Origin of the sequence: Hymenobacter nivis (assembly GCF_006439025.1) — a bacterium.
Classification (GTDB): Bacteria; Bacteroidota; Bacteroidia; order Cytophagales; family Hymenobacteraceae; genus Hymenobacter; species Hymenobacter nivis_A.
In genome coordinates, this window is record NZ_RCYZ01000002.1 from 685,524 (window position 1) to 708,982 (window position 23,459).

At 66.1% G+C, this 23,459-nt stretch carries 19 protein-coding genes; 5 read left to right on the forward strand and 14 right to left on the reverse strand.

The window, feature by feature from the left end:
* Nucleotides 1-288: 288 nt before the first annotated feature.
* Complete coding sequence (locus EAH73_RS07430) at nt 289-1,248, reverse strand: aldo/keto reductase (RefSeq protein ID WP_140465836.1); 960 nt, start codon at nt 1,246-1,248, stop codon at nt 289-291.
* 153 nt (nt 1,249-1,401) lie between these two features.
* On the opposite strand from EAH73_RS07430, the gene EAH73_RS07435 reads away from it, so the two are divergent.
* Nucleotides 1,402-2,649, forward strand: coding sequence for an MFS transporter (locus EAH73_RS07435; RefSeq protein ID WP_140465837.1), 1,248 nt, complete (start codon nt 1,402-1,404; stop codon nt 2,647-2,649).
* A 35-nt stretch (nt 2,650-2,684) separates the two neighbouring features.
* On the opposite strand, the gene EAH73_RS07440 is transcribed toward EAH73_RS07435, so the two are convergent.
* The 3 genes from EAH73_RS07440 to EAH73_RS07450 are packed head-to-tail and all read right to left on the reverse strand — an operon-like array spanning nt 2,685 to nt 4,728.
* Nucleotides 2,685-3,635: a hypothetical protein gene (locus EAH73_RS07440; protein WP_140465838.1), complete on the reverse strand. Its 951-nt coding sequence runs from the start codon at nt 3,633-3,635 to the stop codon at nt 2,685-2,687.
* Between the two features lie 46 nt (nt 3,636-3,681).
* Nucleotides 3,682-4,104, reverse strand: coding sequence for a VOC family protein (locus EAH73_RS07445; protein ID WP_140465839.1), 423 nt, complete (start codon nt 4,102-4,104; stop codon nt 3,682-3,684).
* A 33-nt stretch (nt 4,105-4,137) separates the two neighbouring features.
* A complete protein-coding gene (locus tag EAH73_RS07450) occupies nt 4,138-4,728 on the reverse strand; it encodes a nitroreductase (RefSeq protein ID WP_140465840.1) in 591 nt (196 codons plus the stop codon).
* 203 nt (nt 4,729-4,931) lie between these two features.
* Between EAH73_RS07450 and EAH73_RS07455 the strand changes: the two genes are divergently transcribed.
* Nucleotides 4,932-7,016 carry a M1 family metallopeptidase gene (locus EAH73_RS07455; protein WP_205012968.1) on the forward strand — a complete coding sequence of 695 codons (2,085 nt, stop codon included), beginning with the start codon at nt 4,932-4,934 and terminating at the stop codon, nt 7,014-7,016.
* A gap of 158 nt (nt 7,017-7,174) precedes the next feature.
* Here EAH73_RS07455 and EAH73_RS07460 read toward each other — a convergent pair whose 3' ends face one another.
* The 8 genes from EAH73_RS07460 to EAH73_RS23005 form a co-directional block, all read right to left on the reverse strand.
* Nucleotides 7,175-7,504 (reverse strand): DMT family transporter, encoded by a 330-nt coding sequence (locus tag EAH73_RS07460; protein ID WP_140465841.1) that lies wholly within the window; start codon nt 7,502-7,504, stop codon nt 7,175-7,177.
* 261 nt (nt 7,505-7,765) lie between these two features.
* On the reverse strand, nt 7,766-9,379 hold the full coding sequence (locus EAH73_RS07470; protein WP_140465843.1) for a RagB/SusD family nutrient uptake outer membrane protein: 1,614 nt from the start codon (nt 9,377-9,379) through the stop codon (nt 7,766-7,768).
* Between the two features lie 23 nt (nt 9,380-9,402).
* Nucleotides 9,403-12,816, reverse strand: coding sequence for a TonB-dependent receptor (locus tag EAH73_RS07475; RefSeq protein ID WP_161599469.1), 3,414 nt, complete (start codon nt 12,814-12,816; stop codon nt 9,403-9,405).
* A 164-nt stretch (nt 12,817-12,980) separates the two neighbouring features.
* Nucleotides 12,981-14,027 carry a FecR family protein gene (locus EAH73_RS07480; protein ID WP_140465845.1) on the reverse strand — a complete coding sequence of 349 codons (1,047 nt, stop codon included), beginning with the start codon at nt 14,025-14,027 and terminating at the stop codon, nt 12,981-12,983.
* Between the two features lie 142 nt (nt 14,028-14,169).
* Nucleotides 14,170-14,775, reverse strand: a complete 606-nt coding sequence (locus EAH73_RS07485; RefSeq protein WP_140465846.1) for a sigma-70 family RNA polymerase sigma factor — start codon at nt 14,773-14,775, stop codon at nt 14,170-14,172.
* Nucleotides 14,776-15,237: 462 nt separating this feature from the next.
* The gene (locus tag EAH73_RS07490) at nt 15,238-16,587 is read right to left on the reverse strand and encodes an alpha-amylase family glycosyl hydrolase (RefSeq protein ID WP_140465847.1); all 1,350 of its coding nucleotides are present in this window, start codon (nt 16,585-16,587) and stop codon (nt 15,238-15,240) included.
* A gap of 215 nt (nt 16,588-16,802) precedes the next feature.
* Nucleotides 16,803-17,180 carry a GNAT family N-acetyltransferase gene (locus EAH73_RS07495; RefSeq protein WP_161599470.1) on the reverse strand — a complete coding sequence of 126 codons (378 nt, stop codon included), beginning with the start codon at nt 17,178-17,180 and terminating at the stop codon, nt 16,803-16,805.
* Between the two features lie 21 nt (nt 17,181-17,201).
* Nucleotides 17,202-17,339 (reverse strand): hypothetical protein, encoded by a 138-nt coding sequence (locus EAH73_RS23005; RefSeq protein WP_161599471.1) that lies wholly within the window; start codon nt 17,337-17,339, stop codon nt 17,202-17,204.
* 65 nt (nt 17,340-17,404) lie between these two features.
* On the opposite strand from EAH73_RS23005, the gene EAH73_RS07500 reads away from it, so the two are divergent.
* The gene (locus EAH73_RS07500; RefSeq protein WP_140465849.1) at nt 17,405-18,373 is read left to right on the forward strand and encodes an NYN domain-containing protein; all 969 of its coding nucleotides are present in this window, start codon (nt 17,405-17,407) and stop codon (nt 18,371-18,373) included.
* A 147-nt stretch (nt 18,374-18,520) separates the two neighbouring features.
* Nucleotides 18,521-18,892 carry a hypothetical protein gene (locus EAH73_RS07505; RefSeq protein ID WP_140465850.1) on the forward strand — a complete coding sequence of 124 codons (372 nt, stop codon included), beginning with the start codon at nt 18,521-18,523 and terminating at the stop codon, nt 18,890-18,892.
* Nucleotides 18,893-18,988: 96 nt separating this feature from the next.
* On the opposite strand, the gene EAH73_RS23865 is transcribed toward EAH73_RS07505, so the two are convergent.
* Nucleotides 18,989-20,884, reverse strand: coding sequence for a gliding motility-associated C-terminal domain-containing protein (locus EAH73_RS23865; RefSeq protein ID WP_140465851.1), 1,896 nt, complete (start codon nt 20,882-20,884; stop codon nt 18,989-18,991).
* Nucleotides 20,885-21,162: 278 nt separating this feature from the next.
* Between EAH73_RS23865 and EAH73_RS07515 the strand changes: the two genes are divergently transcribed.
* Nucleotides 21,163-21,507: a hypothetical protein gene (locus tag EAH73_RS07515; protein WP_140465852.1), complete on the forward strand. Its 345-nt coding sequence runs from the start codon at nt 21,163-21,165 to the stop codon at nt 21,505-21,507.
* A 96-nt stretch (nt 21,508-21,603) separates the two neighbouring features.
* On the opposite strand, the gene ggt is transcribed toward EAH73_RS07515, so the two are convergent.
* Nucleotides 21,604-23,364 (reverse strand): gamma-glutamyltransferase, encoded by a 1,761-nt coding sequence (gene ggt, locus EAH73_RS07520; RefSeq protein WP_240047173.1) that lies wholly within the window; start codon nt 23,362-23,364, stop codon nt 21,604-21,606.
* Between the last annotated feature and the right edge of the window lie 95 nt (nt 23,365-23,459).

Below are 23,459 nucleotides of genomic sequence, written 5' to 3' on the forward strand. Positions count from 1 at the left end.
GGTTTATCAACCACTCAAGTCATCCATCGCTCAAGCCTAAGTCGAATGAAATATGCCTTGCTAAGCCTACCGCTCTGCCTAGCCGGGGGCCCCAACACCGCGGCGCAAACGGCGCCTGGCCCGCTGCCCGCCGCTCAAAGAATAGGACTCTAGCCCGGGGCCCACCCACCAACTGCTCGCGGCCGCCGCCGAAGCAACGCCCACTACGGAAACAGCCTAATCGTTTGTAAAAGAAAAGGGCCTCCCCGCGCGGGGAGGCCCTTTTTTGAGCGATGTGCGGGGCCCCAATTAGGCGGCCACCGGCGCGGTTTGCAGCTCGGCCACGTCGGCGGCGGTGAGCTGCAAGTTCATGGCTTCCGTGAGCTCCGTGACCTGGCCGGGGCTGGTGCCGCTGGCGATGGGCGCCGTGATGCCGGGGGCCTGCATCAGCCAGGCCAGGGCCACTTGGGCCTGCGTGGCCGAGTGGCGGTCGGCCACGGCGTCGAGGGCCTTGAGGAGAGCCGTTCCTTTGTCGTTCAGGTACTTTTTGCCGATGCCGGCGCCGCGGGCACTCTTTTGCAAGTCGGCTTCGGAGCGGTACTTGCCGGTGAGGAAGCCCGAGGCCAGGCCGTAGTAGGGGATGACGCCGATGCCGCTGGCCTGCACAATGGGCAGGTCGTCGCGCTCAAAGGTTTCGTAGTCGTAGAGGTTGTACTCGGGTTGGAGGCTTTCGTAGCGCGGCAGGCCGTTTTGGGCCGCGTCGAGGGCCGCTTGCAGGCGCTGGGGGCTGAAGTTGGAGGCCCCGATGGCGCGGATTTTTCCTTCCTTTAGCAGCTCGGCGTAGGCTTCAAGCGGCTCCGTCACGGGCAGGCTTTCGTCGTCTTTGTGGCTCTGGTAGAGGTCGATGTAGTCGGTTTGTAGCCGCTGGAGCGAGGCTTCCACGGCGCGCTTGACGTAGGCTTTCGAGAGGCCTTTTTTGTCGGGGCCCAGTTCCATGCCCACTTTGGTGAAAATCAGCACGTCGTCGCGGCGGCCGCGCTGGGCCAGCCACTTGCCAATCACGGTTTCCGACTGCCCGCCGCCCTCGTGGCCGGGCACCCAGCGCGAGTACACGTCGGCCGTGTCGATGGCGTTGCCGCCGCCCGCCACGAAGGCGTCGAGCACGGCGAAGGAAGTTTTCTCGTCGGCCGTCCAGCCGAATACGTTGCCGCCCAGCACAAGCGGGGCGATGTGCAGGCCGGAGTGGCCCAGTTCACGAAGGTTTGCCATGGGAAATATGCGAAGTGGAAATGCTAAAGCTGCCAGCGCAGCCCCCGTATAACCGCCCGCGCCCGGTTTGGGTTGCCCGCGCCGGCCCGGGGCGGGGGCCCTGCCGTAGCGGCGGCCGGGCGCGGGCGGCGCGAATTTCCCCACCTTTGGGCCATGAAGTACGAGGCCCTGCGCGCGTTTCGCAGCCGCAACTTTCGCTTGTTTTTCGCCGGCCAGTCCCTGTCGTTGGTGGGCACGTGGATGCAAAAAACGGCGGTGAGTTGGGTAGTATACGCCCAGACGCACTCCAAACTTATGCTGGGCCTGAGCGTGTTCGCCACGTTGTTCCCGTCGGCGCTGTTCTCGCTGCTCGGCGGCGTCGTGTCCGACCGTTACTCGCGCTACCGGGTGCTGCTGGCCACGCAGGTGCTCTCGATGGCGCAGGCCGGGCTGCTGGCGCTGGCCGTGTTTTGGCAGCGCGACGCAGTGGCGGCCATCATTGCGCTGAGCGCCGTGCTGGGCATTATCAACGCCTTCGACGTGCCCGCGCGCCAATCGCTGGTGTACGACCTGGTGGACGATAAGGAGGACGTGCCCAACGCCGTGGCCCTCAACTCCACCATGCTCAACCTCTCGAAGCTGCTGGGGCCGGCCGTGGCGGGCTTCGCCATCGAGCGGCTGGGGGCCGCCGCCTGCTTTGGGCTCAACGCGTTCAGCTTCGTGGCCGTCATCGGGTCGCTGCTGGCGCTGCGGCTGCCGGCCTACGTGGCCCAGCCGCACCCCAAGCCCCTGCTGGGCGAGCTGGCGGAAGGCTTCCGCTACGTGCGCGACACGCCGGGCATCCGGTTCATCATCAGCACGCTGGGGCTGATGGCCCTGCTGGTGCTGCCCTTCACGGCCCTCATGCCGGTGTACGCCAAGGACGTGTTTCGGGGCACTGCCACCACGTTTGGCCTGCTCGACGGGGCCATTGGGCTGGGCGGGTTCGGGGCGGCGCTGTACCTGACGGCGCTGCCGCCGGGCACCGACCTGGGCAAGGTGATGACCGTCAACACCTTCGTGCTGGGCGTGGGGCTGCTGCTGTTTGCCTACACGCCGCAGTATTGGCTGGCGCTGGCCTTCCTGGCGGTGGGCGCCTTCGGGATGATGGCCCAAACCACCATCAACGTCACGCTGCTGCAAACCACCGTGTTGCCGGCCATGCGCGGGCGCGTCATCAGCCTCTACGTGCTGGTGTACACCACCGCGCTGCCGCTGGGCAGCCTGCTGGTGGGCGCGGCTTCGGAGCGCGTGGGGGTGCGGGCCACCGTGCTGGCCGAGGGGGCCCTGGCGCTGCTCATCGGCCTGCTCTACCTGCGCAACCTGCGCCAAACCAAAGCCGCCGCCGCGCTGCTGGCGGCACCCGGGGCGGCGGCGCAGTAGTGGCGTGGTGGTCCGCTCGCCGGGGCCCTAAACGGCTACCGCGCCGGCTCGTTCAGGACCAGCATTAGCCCTTGCAGCTCCTGGTTGAGCAGGCGCACAGCCGATTGCAGCTCGTTGAGCAGGTTGGCCCGCACGGTGAGCTGATCGGCCGAGTACTGGCCGCCCGGGCCGAAGAGCAGCGCCACCAGCTGCTGGCCTTTGGGCGAATTGGGGTGCGCGAGCTGGCCGTAGTGCTCCCAGCGGCGGCGGGTGTTGTGGGCCAGGGCCGTTTGGCCGCCGTTGCTGAAGGCGGGTTCGGTGAGCATGTACCACACGCTGGGCGGAAATACGTCGGACGCCGGTTTTTCGGCCCACACATCGGCCAGCAGGTTGCGCGGGTGCGTGAACTCGGTCGAGTGGCCGCCGGTCAGCGTGAGCAGGCCCAGGCCCGCCGCCAGCAGCCCCCCGCCGATGCCAAAGGCGTACTGGGCCCCCTGGTTGCTGATAACGGTGGTGCCGATGCCGCTGGCCGCCCCAATGCTGATGGACAGCACGTTGAGGCGCTGGGTGCGGCGGTCGTCCTGGGTTTTGAGGTAGCCGGCCACTTGGTCGGCGCGCTCGCCCTCGCAGTCCAGCTCGGCGGCCAGGCTGGCCACCGTGGTGCTCACCAGCGCCACTTGGGCCCCAATGAGCTGGCGCTGGCGCAGCACGGCCACCTCGGCGGCGGGCCCCGGCTGCTGGCGGGCGGCGGCCTCCAAACCCAGCAAAGTGGTGAGGGCGGGCAATAGGCCGGCGGCGTTGGCCGTGAGCAGGTTGCGGCGCGGGTAGCGGGCCAGCAGCGCCGGCGTGAGGGCCCCCGCAAAATCGGCTTGCGGCGCATACGCCGGGTCGTAGCGGTAGGGCAGGGGCGGGTCGCAGTAGCCGGCGGCCACGTTCAGGCGGGTGGGCGGGCGGGTGGCGCAGCCGGCCAGGGCCAGCAGCAGGGCCAGCAAGTAAAGTTTGGGCATTGCGGGCGGTTTACTGGGCAATTTTCCGAAAAGAAAGCCGCCGCGCCTACACCTCGTACAGCTCCAGTGGCAGGTCGTCGGGGTCGGCAAAGAAGGTGAAGCGCCGGCCCGTGAACTCATCCACCCGCACGGGCTCGTAGGCCACGCCGTGGGCCGCCAGCCGCTGGGTGGCCGCGTCCAGGTCGGCCACGGCGAAAGCCAAGTGGCGCAGGCCCTGCGCCTCGGGCCGGCTGGGGCGCGGCGGTGGGCTCGGGAAGGAAAACAGCTCGATGACGTACTGGCCGCCCACGGCCAGGTCGAGCTTATAGGACTGGCGGGCGGCGCGGTGCACTTCGCGGATGATTTCGAGGCCGAGGATTTCGGTGTAAAACGCCTTCGAGACGGCGTAGTCGGCGCAGATGATGGCGATGTGGTGCACGCCCGCCAGGGCCAGGGGCGGGGGGGAGGAGGGGGTCGGGGTCGTCTTCATGGGGCAAAGAACGGCCGTGCGGGGCCCCCGGGCTCAGCCGGCCACCCAGCGGGTTTTTTCCTGCACCGGGCCGCGCTCGCCGGGGGCCCCGGGGCCCTCCACGTAGCCGAGCTGGAAAAACCCGAGCAGCCGGTCGGCGGGCCCCAGGCCGAAAAATGCCTTGGCCTCCTCGGTATAGGTCACGCCGCCGGTGCTCCAGAAGCCGCCCAGGCCGTAGGCGTGGGCCGAAAGGTGCAGGTTTTGCACGGCGCAGGCCACGGCCGCGATTTCCTCCATTTCGGGCAGGTCAAAGGCCGTGCGCTTCAGGCCGAGGGCGATGACGTGCGAGCACTGCGGCGGCAGGGTGCGCAGCTTGTCGTAGCGCCACTGCTTAAACTGGGGCCCCGAAGTCTGCTTGTACAGCTCGGCCTGGAATTCGGCCAGCTGCACCAGGCCCGCGCCCGTGAACACGGTGAAGCGCCAAGGCTCGGATTTTTTGTGGCTGGGGGCCCAGTTGGCGTTTTCGAGCAGCTGCCAAACGATGGCGTCGGGAATGACTTTGCCGCGCACAAACTGCGGCACAAATACGCTGCGCCGGGTGCGGATGAGGTCGTTGAGCTGCTGCGGATCGAAGGAGGAAGGCATGCGGGAATGGAAAAGGCAGCGCGGTGCGCCGCCGCGGGGAAAAGCAACAACCAGCGAAAGACCGTTTTGCTGGGCCCCGGGCTGCAACCGTGGCCGGGGCCCCTGGTCTTTCGGCCGCGCCGAAAATAGCGGCCGGCTGCTTATCCATTCTTCAGCCTCGGCCGCTACTTTTGGCAACGACCTTTTTGCCCTATTCCTTTTTCATGAAAAAGCTTTCTTTTACCAAGCTGCTGGCCGCGGCGCTGCTGCTCGGCACGGCCACGGCCCAAGCCCAAACCCCCCAGCCGACGCGCCCCACCCCGCCGCCCGCGCCCGCCGCCCGGCCCATCCCGCTGCCCCCGCCCCCGGCCAACCTGCCGCCCTACAACGCGCGCGCCCTCTTCTCGCCCGACTACCTCAACCAGGTGGGGCCCGCCACGCGCACGGCCGGCGGCCAGCCCGCGGCCAACTACTGGCAAAACGCGGCCGACTACCAGATTGCTGCCTCGCTCGACGAGAAAGCGGCCCGGGTGAGCGCCACGGCCACCATCACCTACACCAACAACAGCCCCAACGCGCTGCCCTTCGTGTGGTTGCAGCTCGACCAAAACCTGTTTCGGGGCGACTCGCGCGGGGCGGCCGCCACGCCCGTGGCCGGTGGCCGCTTCGGCAACGCCGCCGCCCGCAACGGCAACTCGGCGCGCAACTTCCCGGGCGGCGACTCGCTGCAAACGGTCAATATTGAGCTGCACGGCAAGAAAACCAAGGCCAACTACCGCGTGAGCGACACCCGGATGCAGATCATTCTGCCCGAGGCCATGAAGCCGAACGGCGACAAGCTCAAAATCACCATCGCCTACGGCTTCAACATCCCCGAGTACGGCTCCGACCGCCTGGGCCGCCTCCCCACCAAAAACGGCGAGATTTTCGAGGTGGCGCAGTGGTACCCGCGCATGGCCGTGTACGACGACGTGGAGGGCTGGAACACGCTGCCCTACCTGTCGGCCGAGTTTTACCTCGAATACGGCAACTTCGACTACACCCTCAACGTGCCGGCCAACTTCCTGGTGGGCGGCTCGGGCGAGCTGGTGAACGGCGCCGAGGTGCTCACCAGCGCCCAGCAAAAGCGCCTGGCCCAGGCCGCTACTTCCGATAAAACCGTGCTAGTGCGGGGCCCCGAGGAAGTGACGCAGGCCGGCTCGCGCCCCAGCGGCAAAAACGGCCGCCTCACCTGGCATTTCAAGTGCCAGCGGGCGCGCGACGTGGCCTGGGCCGCGTCGGCTGCCTTCGTCTGGGACGCCGCCAAGATGAACCTGCCCAGCGGGCGTAAGTCGCTGGCTATGTCGCTGTACCCCACCGAATCGGCCGGCGACACGGCCTGGAGCCGCAGCACCGAGTATGTGAAAAAGAGCATCGAATTCAACTCCAAGCAGTGGTACGAGTACACCTACCCCGCGGCCACCAACGTGGCCGGCCGGGTGGGCGGCATGGAGTACCCGGGCATCGTGTTTTGCGGGGCCCGCTCGAAGAAAGCCAGCCTGTGGAGCGTGACCGACCACGAGTTTGGCCACAACTGGTTCCCGATGATTGTGGGTTCGAACGAGCGCAAGTACCCGTGGATGGACGAGGGCTTCAACACGTTCATCAACATCTTGAGCAGCAAAAACTTCAACAACGGCGAGTACAAGCAGCTGGGCGATGTGGAAGGCCGCACCGCGGTGGGCGTCCTCTACGCCCTGCTCGACCCCAACCAGGACCCGCCCTACACCGTGCCCGACGTGACGCAGGCCCGCAACCTGGGCTTTGCCGCCTACTCCAAAACCGGCTACGGCCTGTACTTGCTGCGCCAGGAAATTTTGGGCCCCGAGCGGTTCGACTACGCTTTCCGCACCTACATCCAGCGCTGGGCCTTCAAGCACCCCACGCCGCGCGACTTTTTCCGGACCATGAACGAGGTGGGCGGCGAAGACCTGAACTGGTTCTACCACGAGTGGTTCTTCGAGAACTGGCTGCTCGACCAGGCCGTGACCACCGTGGCCTACGTGAACCAGGACCCCGCCAAGGGGGCCCTCATCACGATTGAAAATCGCGGCCAGGCCGCCATGCCCGTCACGGCCGAGGTGAAGGAAACCAACGGCAAAACCACCACCGTGCACCTGCCCGTCGAAATCTGGCAGCGCGGCGGCACCTGGACGTTCCGCTACAACTCCACCACGCCCCTCACCCAAGTCACGCTGAACCCCACCAACATCCTGCCCGACGTGAACCGCCAGAACAACACCTGGCGCGCCACGGACATGGGCGAATAGGGCCCCCGTGCCATTGGCTGATGGCTGATGTTCTCAGTGACAACAGCCGGCCCCGGCATTAATAGCTCTTTGTTTCTGCACGATTGTTTAAAAGCCAGGCGGGCCGCCCCGGGAAATTTCCCCGGGCGGCCCGCCTTTTTTTGGGGCCCCGGGGGCCCCTAATGCGACACGGTTTTGGAGAAGAGCTGCATCACCAGCACGCCGGCCACGATGAGGCCGATGCCCACCAACGCCGGTAAGTCGAGGCGCTGCTTGAAGTAGAAAAAGCCGATAACGGTGACCAGCACAATGCCCACCCCGCCCCAGATGGCGTAGGCCACGCCCACCGGAATGGCCTTCAGCGAGAAGCTGAAAAAGTAGAACGCCAGCCCGTAGCCCACTACCGTGATAACGCTGGGCCCCAGCTTGCTGAACTGGTTGGAGGCCGTGAGGGCCGTGGTGCCAATCACTTCGCTGATGATGGCCAGAAACAGGAAAACGTAGGGCATGGCAAATAGCATTGTGGGAAAACCTGGGGCCCTGCATACGCAGCGGGCGGCCCCAGCGGCCAGCCCCGGGGCCCCACCGCAACGCCCGGCCGCCCCCGGGGCCCCCGCCGCCCCGCGCACCCCCACGGCAAATACTCGCCGCAGGCACCACAAAAAGGCCGGCCGCTACGGCCCCCGGGGGAAACCATAACAGCCGGCTTTTCAGGGGCGCAAACTAGAAGGGTGCTGGGGGAGTAGGCCCCGCCCCGCGGTAATAGCTACTTAATAGCCAGGGTTTTGCGGGAGCTTCCAGGTTTGGGCGTCGTTCAGGGAAATGGGCAGGAGAGGGAAAGGGTTTACGGATGCTTCGGTGGCGATGTGCGACGTGGCCCGGGCCCGCACCTCGGCCGGCAAGGTGGCCAAGTAGCGGCCGGTGCGCACCAAGTCCCAGTAGCGCAGCGACTCCTCGGCAAATTCTACCCGGCGCTCGTGCCAAATGGCGCTGAGCAGGGGCTGGCCCGTGAGGCCGGCCGCCAGGTTGGGCAGGGTGCCGGCCGGGGTGTTGGCGGGCTCGTAGCTCGTGGAGCCCAGCGTGGTGCCCGGGGGGCGGGTTGCCATGCGGGCCCGCTGGCGCACCTGGTTCACCAGGGCAATGGCCTCGGTGGGCCGGCTGGTTTGGGCAGCGGCCTCGGCCTTCATCAGCAGGATGTCGGCGTAGCGGATTTTGCGGATGTTTTGGGGGCCCGCCTCCGGGGCGGCGGGGGCTAAAATGGCGGCCTTGCGGTTGTAGTAGCCCGTGGCGTTGCCCGCGAGGTCCACCACGTTGAGGATGCCCAGCACGATGTCGTTGTTTTTGATCACAGTGATTTCCTTCCGCGGGTCGTTGGCCTCAAACTCGTCGACCAGGTTTTGCGTGGGGTTGTTGAAGCCGTAGCCCCAGGTCCTGCGGTTGTTCTGGAAAATGTTGTTGGTTGTGCCCAGCGAGATGGGGCCGTAGGTGTTGTTGTCCGAGGCAAACTGAATCTCGAACACCGATTCGCTGCTGTTCTCGCCCGCATCCTGGTGAATGGTGGCGTAGTTGGGCAGTAGGCTGTACTGCCCCGAGGCGATGACGGTGTTCGTCAAGTCGTACACTTCCTGCCAGGTGTGGTTGTTGCCGTTCACGGTGCCCAGTTGGTACATGATGGCGCGGGCCAGGTAGCCGTTGGCGGCGCCCTTGGTGGCCCGCCCGGCGTCGGCGGCGGCGTAGGCGGTCTTCTCGGGCAGCAGCAGCGCGGCGGCCTTTAAGTCTTTCTCAATAAAGGCGTAGGTCTGGGCAATGGTCGCCCGGGTTACGTTGCCCGCCTCGGTGGGCACTACGGCCTGCTCGAACAGCGGCACCCCCCCAAAACCCTTCACCAGGTTGTAATAAAAATAAGCCCGTAGAAACAGCGCCTCGCCTTTCAGACGCGATTTCAGGGCCGCGTCGATGGTGCCGGCGTCGATGTTGTTAATCACCGTGTTGGCCCGGGCAATGCCCGTGAAGCTGTGCACCCAGAGCGTGGTAACGAGCCCGTTGGAGGACGGGATGTTCCAGCTTTTGAGCTGAATGAGGGGCAGGAAGTCGCTGGGCGAGCTACCACCTTTTTCAGAGTCGTCGGTCATCAAGTCCCCGAACGCCCATTCAAAGGTCTGGGCCACGTACTGGCCGGCGGGGTCGCCCCACTTGGGGCCCTGGTCCCAGGCGGTCACGTCGTACACGGCGTTCACGGCCTGCACCGCGTTGGTCGGGTCATTGAACAGGTTGTCCTGGGTCGTGGTGCCGAGGGGTTGTTTTTCCAGGAAGTCTTTGCAGCCCGGGGCCAGGGCAGTCGTCAGCAGCAGGCCGAGCAATACGGCGGCGCGGTTGGATTTCATATCGAAAGGATGGGGATAGCGGATTAGAACTGCACGTTGAAGCCCAGGCGGTAGGTGCGCGCCTGTGGGTAGTTGCCGTAGTCCACGCCGTAGGACAAGGGGTTATTGTAAAGCGCAGCGGTCGAGATTTCCGGGTCGTAGCCCGTGTACTTGGTGATGGTGAACACGTTGTCCACCGACAGGAACAGCCGGGCCCCGCCCACCTGGTAGCGGCCCAGGAAGGCCTTGGGCAAGGAGTAGCCCAGCTCCATGTTGCGGGCCCGCAGGTAGCTGGCGTCTTCCACGTAGCGGCTGCTGAACTGGTCGTTGCCGTTGGTGTCAACCGACGTTACGCGGGGCTGGTTGCTAGTGGGGTTGCTGGGCGTCCAGCGGTCCAGGCGGCTGGCGTAGAAGTTGCTCCACACGCCCACAAAATCGGCCGACTTGTTCAGGTTGAAGGCCGCGCCATTGATGGCTTCGGCACCCTGCACCCCGTAGAGGAGTACCTTGAAATCGAAGCCCGAGTAGGTGAGGTTCAGCGAGGCCCCGTAGCTGAAGTTTGGCGTGCCGCTGCCCAGGTAAACGTTGTCGGAAGCATCAATTTTGCCGTCGCCGTTCGTGTCCTGGTACTTCATGTCGCCGGGGTGGGCCCCGGGCTGAATCAGCACCGTGCCGGGAGTGGCCGGATCGGTAGAAGCGCGGCTGTAGGCGTCAATTTCGGCTTGGTTGTGAAACACGCCGTCGGCTTGCAAGCCGTAGAAGTACGCCACTTCGCGGCCCACGTCAGTAAGGGTGGTGTTGCCGATTTGCGTGAGCACGTTGCCGCTGGCGATGGCGTTGCCGCCCCCGAGGCTGGTCACCACGTTGTTGATCTTGGTGAAGTTCAGCCCTACGTTGTACTGGAGCTTGCCCACCGCGTTGCGGTAGTTCAGCGCCAGTTCCAGGCCGCGGTTGCGCAGCGAGCCTACGTTGGCGCTGGCGGGGGCCTGGCCCACGTAGTCGGGCACCGGCAGCAGGGCAATCATGTCGCGGGTGCGCCGCTCAAAGTAGTCGGCCGTGAAGGTCAGCTTGCTGTCAAACAGTTCGGCGTCGAGGCCTACGTCGGTAGTCACGGCCGTTTCCCACTTCAGCTGCGGATTGTTGATTTGGGTGATGGCTAGGCCCGGGGAAGGCGTGTTGTTGAAGGCGTAGGTCTGGTTATTGTTGGCCACCGAAGCGTAGCCGTAGTTAGGAGCGGCGTTCTGGTTGCCCACCTGGCCGTAGCTGGCCCGCAGCTTCAGCACCGACAGGTAGGTGACGCCCTTGAGGAACTGCTCGTTGGAAATGTTCCAGGCAGCGCCCACCGACGGAAACGTGCCCGTGCGCACCGGCGCCAGAAACTTCGAGGTTTGGTCGAAGCGCAGCGTCGCCGTGAGCAGGTAACGGTCGCGGAAATTGTAGTTGGCCCGTCCAAAGTAGGAAGACAAGCTGCCGTCGTACTGGCTGCTGCGCACCACGTTGTTGGCGCTACGCGAAGCCGACAGGTATTGCAGCGAAGGATCGAGCGGCACGTTGTAGGCCGTGCTGGAAATGCCGGTGCCGTAGCCCCGCTGCGCTTCCTGGCCCACCGTGGCCGAAAAATTACTGTTGTCGGCAAAAGTCTTGGAGTAGTTGGCGTAGTTCGACCACACCCACGACACGTTCTCGTTGCGCGTCTCGATGAGCGCGCTCTGGGCCCGCTGGTCCACCGGGCCGATGTAGTACTGCGGCTGGTATACTTTGGGGTGGTTGTTGAAGTAGTTGACGCCGAACGTGGAGCGGAACGACAGGCCCTTCAGGATCGAAATATCCAGGTAGCTGCTGCTGAACAAGTTGTTGTTCTGCAGTTTGTTGTACTTCTGCTCATCTAAGTAGCGCGGCACGTTTAGCGCATTGCGCGTGATAACGTCGTCGGCGTAGCCACCAGTGGCGTTGTACGGATCGAGAATCGGGTTCTTTTGCAGGGCGTATTGTAGCACCTGGTAGGGCTGCGAGCCGCCCTGGCCATCGCCGCTGCCCGTCTGGTTATTGTTGGTGAACGTGGCCGCTACGCCCGCTTTGATGCGCTTGGTGAGCACCACGTCATCGTTCACGCGAATCACGTATTTCTTGAAGCCCGAATTCTGGATGATACCGTTCTGCTGGAAGTAGCTGCCGCTGATGAGGTAGCGGTTTTGTTCGGTGCCGCCCGAGGCCGACAAGCTGTAATTGGTAATGAGGCCTTTCTGCGTTACCATCTTCTGGTAGTCAATGCCTTCGGCGTTGGTTGCAATGGCGTTTTGCAGCTGTGGGCCGTAATCAGGCAGCGGCCGCCCGGCGTTGGTGAAGGCCTCCGTTACGAGCGTCGCGTACTGGGCAGCGTTGGTCAGCGGCAACTCGCGCCGGATTTGCTGGAAGCCGGTGTAGCCAAACAGGTTGAACTGCGTGGCACCTGCTTTGCCGTGCTTGGTGGTGATGAGCACCACGCCATTAGCCCCGCGCGAACCATAAATGGCGGTGGCCGAAGCGTCTTTCAGAATCTCCGTCGACTCAATATCTGCGGGCAGCAAAAAGCCAATGTCAGCCGTCTGAATGCCGTCCACCACGTACAGCGGGTCACTGTTGTTGATGGTGCCCACACCGCGCACCCGGATGCGGGTGCCCGAACCGGGCTGGCCGCTGTTAGAGGTTACTTCCACGCCCGCCACGCGGCCTTGTAAGGCCTGCACGGGGTCAGAGGTAGCCACCTGGGTTAGCTGCGCGCTGCTCACCGAAGCCACCGCGCCCGTCAGGTCGCTCTTGCGGGCCGTGCCGTAGCCGATTACTACTACGTCGTTCAGCTCCTGTGCACTCTCGGCCAGGGCTACCACCAGGTTGCTGTTGGCGCCGGTGATCGGCACTTCTTTGCGCGTATAGCCCACGAAGCTGAAAACCAGTACGCTGTTTTCGGGCGCTTGCAGCGTGAAGCGGCCGTCGGGGTCGGTGCTGGTGCCCAGGGTAGTGCCTTTCACCACCACCGTTACGCCGGGTAGGGCGCTGCCTTTGGCATCGGTGATGCGCCCGCTGATGGGAACGTTTGAGGGCTGGGCCGCCGCCGTTTCCGACCTAACGGAATCGTTTGCGTAGGTGGTATAAGTAGCCGCCGGGGCCCGGAGTACGACGCGGTTGTTGGTGACCTCGTACTGGATTTTCAGCGGCGATAGCACCTCGTCCAGCACCGTGGCCAGCAGCTGGTCCTGGGCGTGAACAGTTACTTTGCGCTCAGCACCAATGAGTTGCTGGCTGTATACGAAGTGAATGTTGGCCAGCTTGGCCAGCTGGTGCAGGGTTTCCTTGATGGTGAGCCCTTCCACGCGCAGCGTCACCTTGCGCTCCAACACGTCCTGGGCCAGCACCGGATGGGCCACCGTGGCGTTGGCCAGCAGGCACACCAGCACGGCCTGCAACAGCAAAACCTTCACGGAGCGCCAAAAATGAGGGATAAATGGTACTAAGTTTTTCATGAAATTTTCAGCAAATTGAAAAAGTAAAAAGGAAGAGACAATATTTTTCCCAAGAGCTTTAAGTTTATAAAGCCTTATTAACTAGCGCAATGGATTGCCTGCCGGAGGCTAGCAGCGTGAAATCAGTTGGCTGCTTTCGACTGGCAGCCCGCGCTGTGGATGATGATTTCCGCGTTGGAGAGCTGGTAGTAGGCCCCCAGCGACTTGCAGAGCAGGCCGAGCTTTTCAAACAGCGGCTCGTTGTAGAACGTGATGCTGACGGTGCAGCTCGCCAGCTTGGCCTTGTCGTACACCATGTGCACGCCGTAGGCCTTTTCCAAGGCGGCCAGCACTTCGGCCACCGGCCGCTCCTCAAACTCGAAGGCCTGGGGCACCAGCACCACAGGCCTGTCCACCAGTTCCTTTTTCAGGCGCTGGCTGGCCGCCGAGTACACTACTTGCTGGTTGGGCAGCAGCAGCACCCCAGCGGCGGCCGGGTGGGCCGGGGTAGCGGCCAGGTCGGCGTCCTGGCGGGCCTGCACGGCCACCTTGCCCTCGCGCACGGCCACCGAGGCGTCTTTGCCGCCGGGGTAGGCCTTCACGCGGAAACTGGTGCCCAATACCGTGGTAACCACCTGCTTGGTGAACACCAGGAACGGCCGCGCCGGGTTTTTGCTTACCTTAAAGAAGGCTTCGCCGTCGAGGTAAACGGCGCGCCGGGGCCCTGCAAACGCGCTGGCGTAGCGCAGGCTGCTGCCGGGGTGCAGCGTGATCAGGCTGCCGTCGGGTAGCCGAAACGATTGTGGCTGCGGGCTGGCGTTGGCGCGGCGCGTCCACCCGTGCTCGGTGGTGGTGGTGGCTTGCAGCGGCGGCGCGGTGCGCTGCCAGGCAAAGGGCAGGGCCCCCAGGCCAAGGGCCACCAGCGCCGCCGCCGCCCACCGCAGCCGGGGGCGCCGCCAGTAGGCCTCCGGGGGCGGCAGCGCCCGGGCCCGGGGCCCCTGCCCCACGCCCGCCTGCTGCAGGCGCTGCCACACGGCTCCTTCCACGGCGCGCGGGTGGGGCTGCGGCCGGGCCCCCAGCGGGGCCGCGCCCAGCTGGTCGTACCAGTGCTCTACCCGGGCGCACTCTTGGGGCGTGCAGTGGCCGTCGAGGTAGCGTTGCAGTAAAAGCTGGAATTCAACTTCCGTCACGGGGAGGCAGGGTTAGGCGGGCTTCGGTTAACAAGTCAACCAACCCACCGCAATCCCTAAACCCGGCCGCTACTTTTTTTGAAAATACTTTTGGAAACCGGGTATTATGGCCGGCAACTAGCTGAAAATTTGATAGATATGCTCAGTGAAAAAATACGAACAGCGGCAAAATAATCAGCAGAAAATCGCGCAGGTAGCCCCGGAGCAGCTTCAGCGACTTGGTGAGGTGGTACTCCACGCTCTTCTCCGATAGGTTGACGCGCACCGAGATTTCGGGCACCGTGAAGTGCTCCAGGCGGCTGAGCTGGAAGATTTCGCGCGATTTGGCGGGTAATTGCTGCACGCTGGCCCGCAGGGCCGCGCTCAAATCGTGCAGGGCCAGCGCATCCTCGGTGGCGGTGTCCACGTCCGCTTGGGCCGGGCTCAGGCGGCAATACAGCTCGTAGGCCGCCTGCACCTTGCGCACCTTCAGGTGGTTGATGATGCGGTACTTCATCGCCGAAAACAAGTAGCGGTCGAGCTGTTGTACCTGGCTGCTGCCGCGCTGGGCCCACAGGTAGGTGAAGAGGTCTTGCACCAGCTCTTCGGCCACTTCGCGGTCGTCTAGCTTCCGGTAGGCGAGGCTGAAAAGCGGGTAACAGTAGCGGTTATAAATTTCAGCAAACGCTCCCTCCCCGTCCGTGCGCAAGGCATCGAGCAGTGCCGAATCGGAGTAGGCTCCGTAGGCTCCCGAAGAAGAGGATTTCACCTAGTGCAGTAAATTAAATGGGTGGGAACGTTGACGAAATATACAATTTATTGCCAAATTACTACCACTCTAAAAATGAGTAAAAAACCCGGCAGTAGGCCTTTATCCTTAGTCAACTCATTGACAACAAATAACTCAGCCCAATGTTATGCGGCTAAATATTGAGTTGGATGCCGGCGATGAACGCGGCGCGGCCCGGCCGCAATTTTTTCAGCAAACGATTTCGATACGCTGCGTTTCGTAGCTGCTGCCAGATGTTGGCAATGGGAAAAAATGGCCTTCCTGGAAAACAAGCGCTCCGCCCGCGCACCGGCTGCAAGGAGCCAGGCCCGCGGGCCGCGCCGCAAAGCGGAACGCTAAACGGAAGCAAATGCCCCAGCTGCCAGCGGTGTTTCCCGCCCACCCAAAGGGGAGGTAGTGGTACCGAAAATTGGGCCCCGGGCGCGCCGCGAAAAGCGCTGGCTAGTCGCGGGTGCGCAGCACGCGCCAGCCGTGGGCCGGCACGGTGCGCGCCTTGGGCGTGGCCAGCGTAAGGGCTTCGCCGCTGAACACGTCGAACAGCCCTTTCTGGGGCGAGACGGGCATTTTCTGGCCGGGGAGCACCAGCGGCTCGGCGGTGGCGTTGATGAGCACTACCACCGCCGAGCCGCCCTTCTCGCGCACGAAACCGTAAAGGCCGTCTGGCCCGTTCAGGCGGTGGAAAGTGCTGGCCGCATCGCCGTTGCGCAGGGCGGGGTGGCGCTTTTTGAGCTGGTACAGCCGGGTGTAGAAGTCCTGGAGCGGGTAGTCCTGCCAGTCGATGGGGTCACGGTCGAAGAAGGCCAGCCGGCGGTTCAGGCCCGCTTCCTGGCCCGAGTACAGCAGGGGCAGGCCCGGCAGCAGGGCCGCCAGCACGGCGAAGGGTTGGGCCAGGGGCCCCAGGCGCTCGTACTCGGTGCCGTCCCAGCTGTTCACGTCGTGGTTGCTGGTGAAGTGCATGAGGTAGGCCGTGGGCGGGTATTTTTCGCGCTCGGCGGCCAGGTACGTATCGATGTCGGCCAGCGCGGCCTTGCCCTCGGCGATGTGGTCGAGCAGGTAGTGCAGGCGCAGGCCGAAGCTGGCGTCGAAGGCCCGCTCAAGCAGGTGCGTGTCGCCGTCGAACTCCTCCCAGGTGAGGCCCCCGGACGGGTAAAGCTCGTCCCACTCGGCCAGCATGAACACCGGCTTCAGGGCCTCCAGCGCCGGCCGGGCCGCGTCCCAGAAATCGGTGGGCACTAGGCCGGCCACGTCGCAGCGGTAGCCGTCGATGCCCGCCTCGCGCACCCAGTAGCACAGGGCCTCAATCATATAAGCCCGCAGCTCGTGGTTGGTATAGTCGAGGGCCACCACGTCGGTCCAGTCGGCCACGGGCGGCACCAGAGCCCCTTGGGCGTCGTGCTGGTACCAGTCGGGGTGGCTGGTAATTAGCGCGTTGTCGCGGCTGGTGTGGTTGGCTACCCAGTCCAGAATCACCTTCATGCCCAGGCCGTGGGCCGTTTCCACGAGGTGCTGCAAGTCTTCCAAGGCCCCAAATTCTGGGTTCACCCCGAAGTAGTCCTGCACGGCGTAGGGCGAGCCCAGCGTGCCCTTGCGCCCCACCGCCCCGATGGGGTGCACGGGCATCAGCCACACGATGACGACGCCCATTTTGGCCAGGCGCGGCAGGTGCGCCTCGAAGGCCCGGAAGGTGCCCTCGGGCGTGTAGTTGCGCACATTTACCTCGTAAATGGTGGCGTTGGCGGCCCACTCGGGGTGGCGTACGGTAAACAGGGCGGCGTCGGAATTATCAGGCATAAGGAGGTAGCTATTGGCTTGTGGCTGCTAGCTGTTGGCTTTCGTTTTATTGGTAGGGCAATCGGAGTTTTATTGCCTGATTGCTTTCCCGCAGCTGCTTAAAAAGGCAGCGTGGGCGGGGCAAGTTCGCACGGCGCAGACGGTTGCAACCGGCAAGCCGGCCTGCTTAAGCTACGCCTCGGGGGCCGGGGTGGTTGCCCGGCGGGGCCCCGGGGCTACCGCGCCCGGGCCGGGTTGGGGGCCTCGTACCAAGCGTGGGGCCGGCCGTCGGCGGTGTCGAATAGGTTAATGAATTCCAGCCACACCTTCTCCAAAATGCGCCGCGAGGCCCCGTGCGTGGCCTCCGCGTAGCTGGCCACCAGCGGCAGCGCCAGGGCCCCGAAGCCTTGGGCCAGCCAGGCCCGGCCGGCCTCGGTGCCGTAGCCCTGGCCCCAGTGCGGCTCCAGCAGGCGGTAGCCCAGGTCCACGAAATCGGTGCGGCCGTTCACCGGCTCATGGTTCAGCTTGAGGCCCGCCCAGCCCACAAACTCGCCGGTGGCGCGCAGCTCCACAGCCCAGCGGGCCAGGGCCCCGGCGCGGTAGGCATCCTGCACGCGGGCCAGGGCGGCGCGGGCCTAGCCGATGCTAGTGAGCGGCGGCGTGCCCAGGTAGCGCAGCGCGGCGGGGTTGCCGTCGAGGGCAAGCAGGCCGGCCGCGTCGGGGGGGCCCAGGGGGCGGTAGCGCAGGCGGGCCGAGGCGAAGGGGGCGAGCATCGGGCAAAGCAACGGGGCGGCCGGCGCAAAAGCAACCCGGGGCCCTGGCCGCTACCTTTGCCCCCATGGCGAACCGTGCTGCTCCCGAAGGGCCGTCCTACGCGGCGGTATTTGTTGATTTTGAGAACGTGTACTACTTTCTCAAAAACCACTTCCACGACCCCCCCGACCTCAACGACTACGTGCTGGCGCTGGTGCGCAAGCTGCGCGAAGACCTGGCCACCCGCGGCCTCGACTGCCTGGTGCTCAACGCCTACGCCGACTTTGAGCGCCTGGCCACCGCCCCCCAGGGCGGCCTGTACCTGATGGGCGTGAGCACGCGCAACGTGCTGGGCACCCACCACAAAAACGCCGCCGACATGCAGCTCTGCATCGACGCCATGGAGGTGCTCTACACCCGGCCCGACATTGGCACGTTTGTGCTCGTGGCCGGCGACCGCGACTACATCCCGCTGCTGCAACACCTGCGCCGGCAGGCGCGGCAGGTGCTGGTGGCCGGCTTCCGCGAGGCCACTTCCGGCGACTTGCTCCAGAACCTGGGGCCCCAGCACTTCCTCGACGCCCGCGAGCTGCTGCCGCCCGCCACCCTGGCCCTGCTCGAAGCCCGCCGCCGCGGCCGCCCCGCGCCCGAAGCGGCGGCTCCTGCGCCCGCGCGCGCCGCCGGGGCCGCGGCAGTGGGGGCCCCCGCGGCCCCCGCCCCGGCCGACGCCGAGGCCGCCCCGGCCTTCGACCCCGTGCGCCCCCTCACCGGCCCCGACGAGCTGCGCTGCCTGGCCTTTATGGTGGCCGAGCTGCTGCGCCTAAGCCAGCACCGCCCCGTGAACGAGCTGTGGCTCACGCCCTTCCTGCGCCGGCTGACGGACGAATTTCCGGCCCTGCCCGAGTACGAGCGCCGCGACCTGCTCAACGGCCTGCGCACGGCTGGGGCCCTGCGCATCGAGAAGCGCGAGGGCGAGCAGCACCCGTTTTCGGTCATCGTCCTCAACCCCGAGCACCCCGACGTGCGCGCCCTGGCCGCCGCCGGCGCGGCGTAGCGGCGGGCCGGCCGCCGGTTGTATTTTTGCCCCTCTTTTAGTTGTTCGTTGCCAGTTGTCGGCTTTTTTTGAACCATCTGACAACGGACAACGAATAACTGACAACTAGCCACTGACAACGAACAACTAAAAACCAACAACTAAAAGATGAACCTCATTTCCGAAGCCGAAGCCGGCATCCGCTCCTTGTTTGATGCCACCCAGCAGGGTTTTGTAGGCGACGCCAGCGCCGGCCAGAACCACGTCAGCAACTGGCTGCAATACCTGCGCAGCGGCGACCAGCAGGTGCTGGGCCCCATCGTGCACGAGCTCGAAGCCCTCAACACCCACATCGGCAACAACAACGCCGCCGGCATGGCCGTGGCCTTCCAGCGCATGGGCGAGCTTACGTCGCAGGCGGCCCTGAACACCCACAACTTCCAGGGCAACGGCGACAAAATCCGCGAGCTGAGCCAGAAGCTCATCACCGCCGCCGGCAACCTGCGCCTGGTGGCCAAAACCCAGCCCGCCCAGCACTAGTCCGCTGGCTTTGAATAAATTGCGTGGCCCCCGGGCCCGGCTGCCCCTCGCGGGCGGCGGGGCCCGGGGGCCGTTTGCTATTTGGGCCCCGGGGCCCTAGCGGACGATTTCGACCCAGCCCTTGACGGGCGTGCCGCAGCCGCCCACGCGCAGCAGGTAGTAGTAAGCGCCGGCCGGCTGGCCCGCGCCGTCCCAGTCGTTGGCGTAGCCGTCGGCGGCGAACACGCGCTGGCCCCAGCGGCTGAACACCTGGAGACTGGAGCCGGCGGGCAGGCCGGGTAGCTCGAAGGTGTCGTTGCGGCCGTCGGCGTTGGGCGTGAACACGTTGGGTACCTGGAACGCGCCAACCTCCACCGCGGTGGTGGCCTGCACGGGGCAGCCGCTGGCCGCCTGGCCGCTGGCGCGCACGGTGTAGCGGCCGGGCTGGGCGTAGCGGTGGGCGGGGCCGCTGGCGGCAGGCGTGCCGTCGCCAAAGTCCCACGTTAGGGCCCCCGGGGCATCGGCGCCGGCGTCGGCCTGGAACACGACTTCCTGGCCCGCCAGCGGCGGGCAGCCGCTGGTGCCGATGCGCAGCGTGCCGCCGGCCAGCACCACCACCGTCACGCCGATGTAGCGGGTGCCGGTGGCGCTGGTGGCCTGCACGGTGTAGGCGGTGGTGGCCGCGGGGCTCGCCGCCATGGTGGTCCCGGTGAGGCGGCTGAGGCCGGTGGCGGGGCCCCAGGCGTAGGTTTCGGGGGCCCCGGTGGCGGCGGGCAGCACAATGCGGGCCGAGTCGCCGGGGCAGATGGTGTAGCGCAGGGCCGTGGCCAGGGCGTTGCCGTTCTCGTCGGCAAACACGTTGCAGCTCTGGAAGGTGGTGGCCGGCACCAGAAAGGCGTTCAGGTACATGCGCTGGCCGTTGAGGTCGTCTTCGGTGGTGCCCGCGTACTGGTGCCCGCCGAGGTAAAACACCAGCCCGCCGCGCCCGGCGTACAGGTCGGCCGCGCTGGCTTCGAGCACCTCGTCGGTGCTGCTGCTGAGCAGGCTGGCGGCGTAGCCGCCGTTGGCGAAGGCGCTGCCAGCGGCCCTGCGCCAGTTCGTAACGCTGCCGCCCAGTACCGAGGCCCGGAACTCGCCCTCGAACTGCACCAGCGGCTGGTCGGGGGCGGGGTAGCGGCGGGCGTTGGCGTCGCGCACGTCGGCATCGGCCACGCCGCCGCTGGTGAGGAAGCGGCCGCCGGCGTAGTTCTCGTAGGTCACCACGGCCTCGCACTCGGCCAGGAAGTTGCCGCCCCGCGCCGCGAAGCGCCGGATGGCCTCCACCACGCCGCCCGCCGTGTTGTTGGAGTGCGGCTCGGAGGCGAAGGTGAAGCAGTCCGTTTGCCCGTCCAGGTCCACGGCCACTTGGGTGGCGTAGTTGTCCTGGGCCCGCAGGGGGGCCACGTTGTCGTTGCCGCTGATGCCGGCCAGCCGCATGTAGCGCTGGTGGATGGCCGCGTTGCCGCCGTCGTTGAGGATGGCCGCCACCGGCCGCTGGTTCAGCACGTAGCGCACGTCCACGGTGGCGGCCTCGCGCAGTTCGTAAAGGTTCACGGCCGTGCCCTGGGCGGCGTTGAAAGCCGCGGCCAGCGCCCGCACCCCGGCCGTGTCGCGCGGGAGCACCAGCAGGGGCCCCGCCCGGAAGGCCCGCGCCGCCGCCGCCGGGGCCCCGGCGCGCGGCACCGCCCGCGCCGCCAGGGCCGTAAAGTCGGGCTCGTCCTTGCCCTTGCCGCTGCGGATTACCCAGCGCAGCGGCACCTTGTTGTTGAGCAAGTGCACGGCCAGGCCGTAGGCTTTCAGGTTGAACTGGCCGTTGAGACGCTGCCCGGCGTTGTCGAGGGCCAGCACCAGCGTGCCGGCGGGGGCCGTGGTGGGGCGGGCGGTGGCCGGGGGCAGGTCGGGGTTTTGGGCCCCGGCGGGGCGGGCCAGCAGGGCCCCCAGGGCCAGGGCGGCGAGGAGTAGTCGGAAGGGCATCAGCGGGGGCGGCCGGGCGGCCGTGGTCAACGTGCCGGCAAGCACGCGCCCCGGCCTGAAGCCGGCCTGAGCCCCACCTTAATTTTTCTTCAGGTGGGCCCCGGAGTCCAAAATGATGAAACTAAAATGAGCCGCTGCAGAACCGCTTCACCCTGGGAAAGTTTGTTACCAAATCATTTCTTTTTCAATGCCAAAATATTGTACATGAAATAGTTAACAACTGGTGCCGTGCCGCGTTAACACCGCACAATCTCACCCTCACCCTTTCCCACACTACCATGGATAATTCCCAATCGCAAGGCGGTACCGCCCAACTCGACGCCACCCTCACCGCCCTGCAAGGCGGCTTGGCTAACGCCGCAGGTGCAGCCGGCCCCAACATTGCCGGCTGGATTCAAACCCTGAAGGGCAACAGCCAGCTCTCGGGCATCAGCTCGGAGCTGCAGAAACTGCACGACGCCCTGAGCAGCGGCGCTTCCGACACCAGCGCCCTGGCCAGCAGCCTGACCACCCTGGGCGAGCACACCAGCAAGGCCGCCGCCTCGGCCACGCCCGATGCCCAAGCCAAGCTCCAGCAGCTGGGCCAGGCCCTGAGCAGCGCCGGCTCGCAGCTGAAAGGCTAGTCTGCGTTTTCGCTGAATAAAAAAGGCTGCCGACCCACACGGGTCGGCAGCCTTTTTTTGTGGGCTGTAGTGCGGGCTTTGTAGTCCGCGCTACAGCTAGTAGCCCAGGGCTTTGTCGTCGCCGCGGGGGTCGGCTCCGCCGGCGAGTTGGCCGTTGGGCAGCACCTCGATGGCCTCGACGCGGCCCCAGGGGCCCCGGGGGTGGATGGTGTAGCCGCTGGCCTGGAGCGCCGCCTGGGCGGCGGGGGTGAGGGCCCCGGCTTCGGCGTCGATGTAGTCGGGCAGCCACTGGTGGTGCAGGCGCGGGGCGGCCACGGCCTGCTGCGGGTCGAGGCCGTAGTCCACGATGCCGAGGATGGTGGTGAGCACGCCGGTGATGATGGTGCTGCCGCCCGGCGTGCCCACCACCAGGGCCAGCTTGCCGCCGCGGGCCAGGATGGCGGGCGTCATGCTGCTGAGCATGCGCTTGCCGGGGGCCACGGCGTTGGCGGTGCCGCCCACCAGGCCGAACATGTTGGGCACGCCGGCCTTGGCCGAGAAGTCGTCCATCTCGTTGTTCAGCAAAAAGCCTGCGCCGGGCACCACCACTTTGCTGCCGTAGGCCCCGTTGAGGGTGGTGGTGCAGCTTACGGCGTTGCCGGCCGCGTCCACGATGTTGTAGTGGGTGGTTTCGTTGCTTTCGTAGCCGGGCAGGCCGGGGCCGGCGGTTACCTCGGCGCTGGGCGTGGCGCGGCCGTCGGTGCGGATGGTGCTGGCCCGCTGCTTGTTGTAATCCTTCGCTAGGAGCTGCGCCACTGGCACGCGCCCGAAGTCGGGGTCGCCGAGGTAGGTGGCGCGGTCGGCGTACACGCGCCGCTCGACCTCTGTGATGAGGTGCGTGGCGGCGGGCGTGTGGTAGCCCAGGGCCCTCAGGTTCACGGGTTCCAGCATCTGGAAGGCCTGGAGCAGGGCCACGCCGCCGCTGCTGGGCGGCGGCATCGTGATGACGTCGTAGCCGCGGTACTGGCCCCGCAGCGGCGCGCGCCACTTGGGCTGGTAGCCGTCGAGGTCTTTTTGGGTGATGAGACCCCCGCGGCGGCGCATTTCCTCTAGGATGTAGCGCGCCGTTTCGCCCTGGTAAAACCCGCCGCGCTGCTGGTCCTGAATGCGGATCAGGGTGGAGGCCAGCTCGGGCAGGCGCACGGTGTCGCCGGGGTGCCAGGTGCCGCCGGGGCGCACGTAGGCCGAGGGGTTGCCGGGGTTGTACTTAATGAAATCGTCGTGGGCCCGGTTGAGGCCCCCCGCCTCGCGCTCGGTGAGGGCATAGCCGCGGGCTAACTTGATGGCGGGGGCCACCAATGCGGCCCAGGGCAGCTTGCCCAGCTTGTCGTGCAGGGCCACCATGCCGGCTACCGAGCCGGGCGTGCCCACGGCCAGGGCCCCCGCCGTGCTCAGGCCGGGCACCACGTTGCCGGCCGCGTCGAGGTACATGTCGCGCGTGGCGGCGGCGGGCGCCGTTTCGCGGAAATCGAGGGTGCCAGCGGTGCCGTCGGAAGCCCGGTACACCAGGAAGCCGCCGCCGCCGATGTTGCCCGCCACGGGCAGCACCACGGCCAGCGCAAACTGCACGGCCACGGCTGCATCGTAGGCATTGCCGCCTTTTTGCAAAATATCCAGTCCCACTTTGGAGGCCGCGGGGTGGGCCGAAATGACCATGGCGTGGGCTGCCAGCAGCGGGGCCCCCGCCCCGGTGGGCACCGTCGAGAGGCCCGAGCCTTCCAGCGCCGCCCCGGGGGCCCCCACCTTGGGAGTGCGCGGCTGCCCGCTGGTACAGGCCGCCAGCACGGCCAAAGGCAAAAAGATTACACGAATTTTCATACCTGCAAGTAACGCGGATTTGCGGGGGCGGTTGGCTCCGGGCTGCCGGCTTTTCGCTGGCTGCCCTGCCCGCTAACCGTTGCCGCGGTTCCCAG